Genomic DNA, 1,256 nt, shown 5'->3' with positions numbered 1-1,256 from the left:
GGGGCGTGTACCAGTTCAAGGATCCAGGGCATTCCTCCGAACCGTGCCGCGCGTCCCCGCACAAGGCAACGGAGGAAAACCCGCCATGAGTTTGGGCGACCCGAACAACTCCGTTTCTCCCCGTCGAGGACGGCACGGCCAGAGCGCCTGGCGTACGGCTACAGCGCCGCGGCCCGTGCCTTGCGGTAGATCAGGGCACCTCCGATCAACGCGCCCGCGCCCACCGGCAGTGCCAGCCCGAGCGGCAGCCCGGCACCGGTCTCGGCGAGCGTCGCCACGGTGTCGGGCTGGGTGACGGTCTGCGTACCCGGGGTGTTGGTGTCCCCGCCGGAGACCTCCTCACCGGGCTTGCCCGGCTGACCGGGGTTGCCCGGTTCGCCTGGCTGTCCGGGCTTCTCGGGGTGCTGCGGGGCCGGCTGTCCGGGCTCGCCCGGCGGGTTCTCCCGGCCACCACCGGGGGTCTCGTGCGCCCCTCCGCCGCCCGAGTTCCCGCAGTCGTCGCCCGTGGTCCCATTGCCGATCCCGACCGCGCTGACGGTGTTGCCGCACACGTTGACCGGCGCGTCCACCGGCGCCTGCACGTTGTTGCCGGAGCCCACACCCGGCGAGTCGCTGGTGTACCCGTCGGCCTGGGACCCACCGTGCGACGAACCGTGACCGCCGTCGTGGTGACCGCCGCCGCCGTAACCGCCGTCGTGGCCGCCGCCTCCGCCGTTGGAACAGTCGTTGCCCATGGCCGTGTTGCCGACGCCGATCACGTTGACGCTGTTGCCACACACGTTGACCGGCGCGTTGACCGGCGCCTGGACGTTGTTGCCGGAGAGCACACCCGGCGAGTCGCTGGCGTGCCCGTGGGCCTGGGCCCCGTCGTACGACGAACCGTGACCGCCGCCGTGGTGACCGCCACCGCCGTAACCGCCGTCGTGGTGACCGCCGCCTCCGCCGTTGGAACACTTGTTGCCCGCCGCCGGGTTGAGCAGCCCGATCACGTTCACGGTGTTGCCGCAGACGTTGACCGGCGCGTTGACCGGCGCCTGGACGTTGTTGCCGGAGAGCACGCCCGGCGAGTTGGTGGCGGAGCCCTGCGCGCCGGCGTCGGCGTGGGCGTAGCCGCCGGCCGCGGCGAGCACGCCGGAGGCCGCCGCCATCGTCATGAGGCTTTTGCGGGTGACCTGTCGCATTGCTGATTACCTGCCTTCGACTTTGTCCTGATCTGCTTTTCCGACCTACGCGCCTCTTCCTGGAGACCAGTCGGC

At 71.3% G+C, this 1,256-nt stretch carries 1 protein-coding gene; it reads right to left on the bottom strand.

The genetic code is table 11. The features are described 5' to 3' along the window. Window positions 1-158 precede the first annotated feature (158 nt). Window positions 159-1,181: a chaplin gene (locus STRIP9103_RS53315; protein WP_009341634.1), complete on the bottom strand. Its 1,023-nt coding sequence runs from the start codon at window positions 1,179-1,181 to the stop codon at window positions 159-161. Window positions 1,182-1,256: the final 75 nt, after the last annotated feature.

It is taken from the genome of Streptomyces ipomoeae 91-03 (genome assembly GCF_000317595.1).
GTDB classification, from domain to species: Bacteria; Actinomycetota; Actinomycetes; order Streptomycetales; family Streptomycetaceae; genus Streptomyces; species Streptomyces ipomoeae.
Note: the sequence above shows the minus strand (reverse complement) of the source record. Positions and strands in the feature narration are given on the sequence as shown.